This window comes from Phormidium pseudopriestleyi FRX01 (genome assembly GCF_017313335.1).
GTDB lineage: Bacteria > Cyanobacteriota > Cyanobacteriia > Cyanobacteriales > Laspinemataceae > Laspinema > Laspinema pseudopriestleyi.
In genome coordinates, this window is sequence record NZ_JAFLQW010000531.1 from 1 (window position 1) to 7,181 (window position 7,181).

Below are 7,181 nucleotides of genomic sequence, written 5' to 3' on the forward strand. Positions count from 1 at the left end.
AACGCCTGAAGGCGTTACTACGAACTTTGGAGAATATATTGAGTTGATGAGTATGAAACCTGTTGAATCTACTATTGCGGCTAAATCTAGTAACTTTTTGGGGCAGAATCCGCATTTGAATGAGTTAAGCGAGTCGTCAGCGTTGCCGGGATTCGATGCTAAACATCCACCGGATCCGAAACTAATTGATACTTGTGTTCATTGTGGCTTTTGTTTGGCGACTTGTCCGAGTTATCGGGTGATTGGTAAGGAAATGGATTCGCCGCGAGGACGGATTTATTTAATGGATGCGATCGCCACTGGGGAAGCGCCTCTGGCAGAGGGGACGGTGGAACATTTCGACACTTGTTTGGGATGTTTAGCTTGTGTCAGCACTTGTCCCTCGGGGGTGCAATATGATAAATTGCTGGCGGCAACTCGTCCTCAAGTTGAGCGGAATTATGAACGGTCCCTGGGCGATCGCGTGATTCGCAGTCTCATTTTTAACCTATTCCCCTATCCCAATCGTCTGCGTCCTTTCTTAGTTCCCCTTTATCTTTACCAAAAGTTAGGAATTCCCAAATTAGTGCGGCAGACGGGATTATTAAAGAAACTCTCCCCGCGATTGGCGGCGATGGAGTCAATTTTACCCAATATTACCGGGGAATTTTTCAAAGGAAACTATCCCGATGTAATTCCCGCACAAGGGGAGAAACGGTATCGAGTGGGGATGTTACTCGGATGTGTACAACGGTTATTTTTTAATCCGGTGAATGAGGCAACGGTGAGGGTTTTAACCGCCAATGGCTGTGAAGTAGTGATTCCGAAAGGACAAGGATGTTGTGCAGCTTTACCGGCACACCAAGGACAAGAAGAACAGGCACAGGCGATCGCCCGTCAGATGATTGATAGTTTTGAAGGAACCGGCGTTGATTTTATCATTATTAATGCGGCAGGATGTGGTCATACCCTAAAAGAATATGGTCACATTCTCCAAGATGACCCGAATTATCGAGAAAAAGCTCAAGCCTTTGCAAATCAGGTAAAAGATGTCCAAGAATTCCTCGCAATGGTGGGATTAACGGCTCAATTGTCTCCCTTAACCGAAGGGAAATTAACCGTAGTGTATCAGGATGCTTGTCATCTGTTACATGGTCAAAAAATTAGTCAGCAACCGCGCCAGATTCTTAAGCAAATTCCGGGGGTTGAACTGAAAGAACCCATTGATGCGGCGTTATGTTGTGGCAGTGCAGGGGTTTATAATATGCTCCAGCCGGAGGTATCGGAAGAGTTGGGTCAGCAAAAAGTGCATAATCTGCTGAATACAGGTGCCGAGTTAATTGCCTCTCCCAATCCCGGTTGTGCGTTGCAAATTCAAAAGCATTTGCAGTTAGAGGGAAAAGATATACCGCTGATGCACCCGATGGAATTATTAGATTTATCAATTCGGGGGGTGCGCCTGAAATAGGGGTGGGGGTGCGTCTGAATGTAGAGGTCCTGATGGTGGGAATGAGTTATAGAGGTTAGAGAACTCATTATGTAGTATCTAAAGCCCCCTTCGACCCCCTTCGACCCTTCGACTGGCTCAGGGCTCAGGACAGGCTTCGACCCGCTCAGGGCTCAGGGCTCAGGGCTCAGGGCTCAGGACAGGCCTCTCCCTTCTTGGGCCGCCGACGAGAAAGGGGTGAGGGCTGTACCGTATGTAGTATTTAAAGCCCCTCTCCCTTCTTGGGCCGCCGACGAGAAAGGGGTGAGGGTTGTACCGGATATTCATGAGAAACGCTATAGATTCCGACGCACCCTTGACAGCTAAAAAACCAGCACACTGATTAATAGTAGACACATTTTGGATGGGGTTGGAAAAATCGGTTTAAGTCAAGTCTTGGATCAGTTTTTCCAACTCGTTTCGCAGTTGGCGGGTATTGGGATTGGCGGGTTCAATTTCCAGGGACTTCTCAAAGGCGAGGAGGGCTTGTTGCAGCAGGGGAATGGCTTCGTTGGGACTGGGTTTTTCTCCAGCAAAGAGGATGAGGGACCCGCCAAAATTCAGCCAGCCACTAGCTTCGGTTCTGTCTCCCCAGTTGCCATCGCCGGTGAGTGCGCGGCGACAGGATTCTACGGCGTCTTGATAGCGATCGAGTTGCAGGAGGGCGACGCAGCGGTTAGTTAACCCGAGGGAATAGTCAGGTTTGAGGGTAACAGCCCGATCGCAGGCGGCGATCGCCGAGGTAAAGCGCTGTTGCTCAACCAAATTGCTACATTCGTTTCCCCAGGCGTTATAGGTGTTTTCTGGGGCTTGGGCAATTTCAGTCGTGGCATTCACCGCCCACTCGGAGTTAAGTTCCGAATCAGCGGCAGTGGCTGCTAAGACTGGCATTTCCAGGCACAGACAGGCTGCTGCCGTAAGGAGTCCAGATCCAAGGAGATTGGGTTTCATTATTACGATTTGTGAACGGAGGAGTGTACTTTGACTATGAAAGCACATTTGTTACCTAAAATGTCAAGTTTAATGATAAAATTATATCCCCTTTTTCTCTGACTAGAGAAAGTTATAGACTGGGGTGAGGATCACTTATATAGCGCGTCTAACGCCCAGTAAACAGAGGTGGAGCACAGTGGCGATCGCAGTTTCAAGGGACTGGGTTAGGAATGAGCGAGATTCAGGTAGGACTCCTTCAAGCACTCACTTTGAGCCATCCGCGACGGACGGCATAGAATAAACGATGGACTAGCAAAGCATCCTCCCGACTCAGGGCGTTATTAAGTAACGCAACCTGAAGGTTATGCTGTTCGATCGCGGTTAGTTTCCCGGAAAACCAGGCTTGTGCGAACAAGTCAGTGAGGTTTTCTTCTGGATTCAGAGTGGGTGCTGGCATAAGTTCCGATTCAACTCTACTGTGGTTCTAGTTTGCAGCATCCGGTGTAGGTAAGCGGTGACTTGAGTATTATCCACACCTTGGATTTATCACATGTAGTTGTGATTCAAATCGCAGCACATTGCGATTTCCTAGAGCACCAGTGTCAACACCTAGCGGGTGTTAAAACCTAGCCCTGTCAAGGTTGTTGCATCCAGATAACCCCTAAAGGGGTTGCCCTGTCAAGGTGGTAAATTTAATGACGAAAAATCGTTGTTTCATGTAGGGGCGCAATGCGCAGGCCCAAAGAGGGCCTGCGCATTGCGCCCCTACAAATACACTTTGACAGGGCTACCCCTTTAGGGTTTGCTGACCCTCTCACCCTTGCTCACTCCGGCAGCATTTCCAAACAGAGTTGGCGGAAATTATCCCCGCGTTGCTCAAAGTTTTGATATTGATCAAAACTGGCACAAGCTGGAGACAAGAGGACCACCTGCGCCTCCAGTTCTTCCGCTAATTCGGCCCCCCGAATCACCGCCTGTTCCATGCCATAGACGATTTCATAGCGGGGATTCCCCACTTGTTCTAAGCGTTTGGCAAAGGCATCTGCCGCATCGCCAATCAATAGCACTTGTGCGACTTTCGCTTCAATGGTTTGCAACCAACCTGTATCATCCCCTTCTTTCTCTTCACCCCCGGCAATTAAAATCACTGGCGTAGCGACAGAGGCTAATCCCACTTGTGCGGCATCGTAGTTTGTGGCTTTACTATCATTAATAAAGTCAATTCCGTGCCAAGTGCGAATTAGTTCCAAACGGTGAGCCACCCCGGGGAAGTTGGCAACGGCAGAGGCGATCGCCTCTTTATCAATTCCCGCCAATCGTGCCACGCCCACCGCCATTAACAGATTTGTGAGGTTATGTTCCCCAGGCATTTTCAAGGCATCAACGGGCACGATCGCCTCGCCCATTGCCACCGCCCAACCGTCTTCAATATAGACGCCTTTATCGGGATTTCCTAATAACTCACTTTTACCATTGATGCTCGTCCAGCAGGCATTCGGCCAGCGATCGCTTAAACTTTTTCTCAAGTAAGGGTCATCCCCATTTAAAACTTTTTGCTGCGATCGCTCCAACAGAGACGCCTTAATATTAAAATAATTTTCCAGAGTACCATGACGACTGAGATGATCCGGGGTAAAGGTCGTCCACACCCCAATTTGTGGCGCAACCGTTTCTGATGCCTCGACTTGATAGCTACTAATTTCCGCAATCACCCAATCGGGATACTGGGGGGTTGCCTGGTCCTCGCTAAACCCTTTTAAAGCTAACTCCGTCGCTGCATATCCGATATTCCCACAAGCCGGTGCATTGAATCCAGCAGCTTGAAAAATTGCAGCAATTAAAGCCGTAGTCGTCGTTTTCCCATTGGTTCCCGTAATTCCCACCCAGGGACAAGCGTTGAGATTGCGCCACGCTAATTCCATTTCTCCCAGGGTGGTAACTCCCATCTGTCGCGCCGTTACCAAGGCGGGAAGATCCCAGGGAACCCCCGGACTGACGACTACCCAATCCAAAGACTCCTGCGGTTCAAAGGACTGATTGAGGTGTACGTCAATGCCATCTGCCGCCAACAGTTGTTGTTGTTCTCGCAAGGAGTTATTGTCGGAGTGATCGCTCAAGGTGACATCCCATCCTTGCTTTTTTAATAACCGCGCGGAGGCCCCCCCTGAGCGTCCCAGTCCAATGATATGAGCCTTTGGCATACTTTTATGGATCGCATTTTTTCAAAGTCTAACCTTAATCTTACCGTTTGTTGCTCCGTCTCATAGGGGTTTTCTCTGGAAAAAGCAATTGTAGGGTGGGCATTGCCCACCCTACAAGGCTCCATAGAGGCGCGATCGCGGATCATAGTGTGTGACGGGGTGGCAGGCAGATCAAGAGGACCCCACCCTAACCCTCCCCTTGCCAAGGTCCGGGGACTGGAAGTGGAGTTAATAGAACGGTCCTCAACTATTGGGGCTTGACAATCGGGCCGAAATCCGCCAAAACCCGAGCGTGATTTCGCAGTAACCCGATGGAGTTGAGGCGATTGCGCCGAATTTCTGGGTCCGGATCCATAACGAGTACGCTGTCTTCCCCATCAAAAAACTGGCTGACGATCGGGGTAATTTCTGCTAAGGCATCGACCAACTGCTGATAGTTGCGCTGCGATCGCGCCGCTTGGGTGGTCGGCATTAACCCAATCAAGGCATCATAAAACCCTTGTTCCGAGGATTTTTGGAACAATTCCGGTTTGAGCACTTGAGTCGGATCTAGCACTGATGTCTCTAAATTACCCTGTTTCGCCAATCTTGCAGACCGATTCACGGTTTCATAAATGGTATCTAAGCTGCCATTATTGCGGATGGATTGTAGGAATAAAGCGCGATCGCGAACATCCAAGACATCCTCTAAGGCGCGTTGGCTATATTCCAGGTCCTCTTCCCCTAGAACCGCATTCACCAAGTCATAATCAATCCCCCGTTCCTCTTGCAACAGCGTCCGAATTCGTTGTAAGAAAAACTCCTGTAATTGCCCGAGTAATTCCGGGGAGGTTTTCGGATGCTTTGCTGTAAATTCAGCCGCAATCTTCCCGAGTAATTCCCCTAAATTCAAAGATAAATTCGCCGTCCAAGTTAGATTAATCACCGCATTGGCGGCCCGTCGCAAGGCAAAAGGGTCTGATGAACCCGTCGGAATCATCCCCAAACCAAAAATACTGACTAAGGTATCTAATTTATCGGCTAATCCGACTACTTGACCCACCAAAGTTTCTGGCAATTTATCTCCGGCATTCCGGGGTAAATAATGTTCGTAAATGGCGGTAGCAACGGCTTCTGATTCCCCACAGGCCCGGGCATATTTTTCGCCCATGACTCCTTGGAGTTCAGGGAATTCATAGACCATTTGCGTGACCAAATCGGCTTTGCAGAGTAAGGTGGCCCGGGCAATTTCCTCTTTTTGTGAGTCCTGAATTTGCAATTGTTCCGTAATCAAAGCGGCGACCTGGATGAGGCGATCGACTTTCTGGCGCATTGAGCCTAAATCTTCCTGGAATGTGACTTCTGCTAATTTAGGCAGGTAGGCTTCTAGGGGTTTGGCCCGGTCGGTTTCATAGAAAAATTGACCATCGGCTAATCGGGCGCGAATCACTCGTTCGTTTCCGAGGGCAATTAGGTCGGATTTGGCGGGGTCACCGTTAGAAATGGTGATAAAATATGGGAGAAGTTCGGGGGATTTGCCGGATATTTTGGCGGATTTTAAGACTGGAAAATACCGTTGATGGCTGACCATGACCGTGGTAATCACTTCGGCGGGTAAAATTAGGAATTTTTCATCAAATTTACCTAAAACAGCGGTCGGCCATTCGACTAAGTTGGTGACTTCTTGGAGTAAATCCGGGGAAATATCGGCGGTTCCTCCTACTTTTTCGGCGGCGGCTTTTACTTGGTCTTGAATAATAGCTTGACGGCGGTCGGGGTCTACGGAAACAAAGGCATTTTCTAGGGATTTGACGTAATCTGAGGCGGTGGCAATTTCCACAGGTTGGGGATGTAAGACGCGATGACCAGAGGAGAGGCGATCGCTGATGAGACTTTCGGACCCATTGTCCAGTTGAAGGGGTAAAATATCACGGTCAAACAAGGCCACTAACCAGCGTAGGGGGCGAGAAAACTTCATTTCGCCATTACCCCAGCGCATTAACCGTTTGCCTTCGAGTTTGCTAATCCACTGCGGGACCAGTTCCTGGAGAATGTCGGTGGTGGGACGTCCGGTGATGGTTTTACGCAGGAAGACAAAATCCCCTTTATCCGTGGGGCGAATTTCTAAGGCACCGAGTTCGACTCCTTGTTTTTTGGCAAATCCTTCGGCAGCTTTGGTGGGTTTGCCGTCTTTATAGGCGGCGGAGGCGGGAGGGCCTTTAATTTCTTCTTCGCGATCGCCTTGAAGAACCGGCAACCCTTCTATCACCACGGCCAACCGGCGAGGTGTACCATATACATGAACTGCGTCATTTGTCAAGAAATGTTCAGCTAGGGAGTCGGGAATACGCGATCGCCACTGGGTAATTGCGCTATCGAGAAACCCTGCGGGTAATTCTTCTGTACCGACTTCTAATAGAAAGGTAGCCATATCCGATCGTACTCTAAAGGACTAGAGGTCACTTGTGCCTTCTAACTGAAGCCAACAGCCAACCCCATTGAACAACTCTTTCCAGAATACGCCAAGAAAGCCCCGGGATTCTACCCACCCCGGACACTCTAGGCCGGATCCAGATGAAAAGGTGTTCGGGGTGAAACTGGGG

At 49.4% G+C, this 7,181-nt stretch carries 5 protein-coding genes; 1 reads left to right on the plus strand and 4 read right to left on the minus strand.

From position 1 onward, the window contains the following. Positions 1–46 precede the first annotated feature (46 nt). The gene (locus J0895_RS20180) at positions 47–1,447 is read left to right on the plus strand and encodes a (Fe-S)-binding protein (protein ID WP_422894344.1); all 1,401 of its coding nucleotides are present in this window, start codon (positions 47–49) and stop codon (positions 1,445–1,447) included. Between the two features lie 402 nt (positions 1,448–1,849). Here J0895_RS20180 and J0895_RS20185 read toward each other — a convergent pair whose 3' ends face one another. The 4 genes from J0895_RS20185 to glyS all read right to left on the minus strand — a co-directional run bounded on the left by J0895_RS20185 (position 1,850) and on the right by glyS (position 7,009). Next, positions 1,850–2,416, minus strand: coding sequence for a tetratricopeptide repeat protein (locus J0895_RS20185; RefSeq protein WP_207089793.1), 567 nt, complete (start codon positions 2,414–2,416; stop codon positions 1,850–1,852). Positions 2,417–2,654: 238 nt separating this feature from the next. Next, on the minus strand, positions 2,655–2,855 hold the full coding sequence (locus J0895_RS20190; protein WP_207089794.1) for a hypothetical protein: 201 nt from the start codon (positions 2,853–2,855) through the stop codon (positions 2,655–2,657). Positions 2,856–3,222: 367 nt separating this feature from the next. Continuing rightward, the gene (murD, locus tag J0895_RS20195; RefSeq protein WP_207089795.1) at positions 3,223–4,599 is read right to left on the minus strand and encodes a UDP-N-acetylmuramoyl-L-alanine--D-glutamate ligase; all 1,377 of its coding nucleotides are present in this window, start codon (positions 4,597–4,599) and stop codon (positions 3,223–3,225) included. Positions 4,600–4,846: 247 nt separating this feature from the next. Further along, on the minus strand, positions 4,847–7,009 hold the full coding sequence (gene glyS / locus J0895_RS20200; protein ID WP_207089796.1) for a glycine--tRNA ligase subunit beta: 2,163 nt from the start codon (positions 7,007–7,009) through the stop codon (positions 4,847–4,849). Positions 7,010–7,181 lie beyond the last annotated feature (172 nt).

Excerpts from the sequence above, each read along its gene's own strand:
- glyS (WP_207089796.1), bottom strand. The coding sequence starts at position 7,009 with ATGGCTACCTTTCTATTAGAAGTCGGTACAGAAGAATTACCCGCAGGG.
- J0895_RS20180 (WP_422894344.1), top strand. The coding sequence starts at position 47 with ATGAGTATGAAACCTGTTGAATCTACTATTGCGGCTAAATCTAGTAAC.
- J0895_RS20185 (WP_207089793.1), bottom strand. The coding sequence starts at position 2,416 with ATGAAACCCAATCTCCTTGGATCTGGACTCCTTACGGCAGCAGCCTGT.
- J0895_RS20190 (WP_207089794.1), bottom strand. The coding sequence starts at position 2,855 with ATGCCAGCACCCACTCTGAATCCAGAAGAAAACCTCACTGACTTGTTC.
- murD (WP_207089795.1), bottom strand. The coding sequence starts at position 4,599 with ATGCCAAAGGCTCATATCATTGGACTGGGACGCTCAGGGGGGGCCTCC.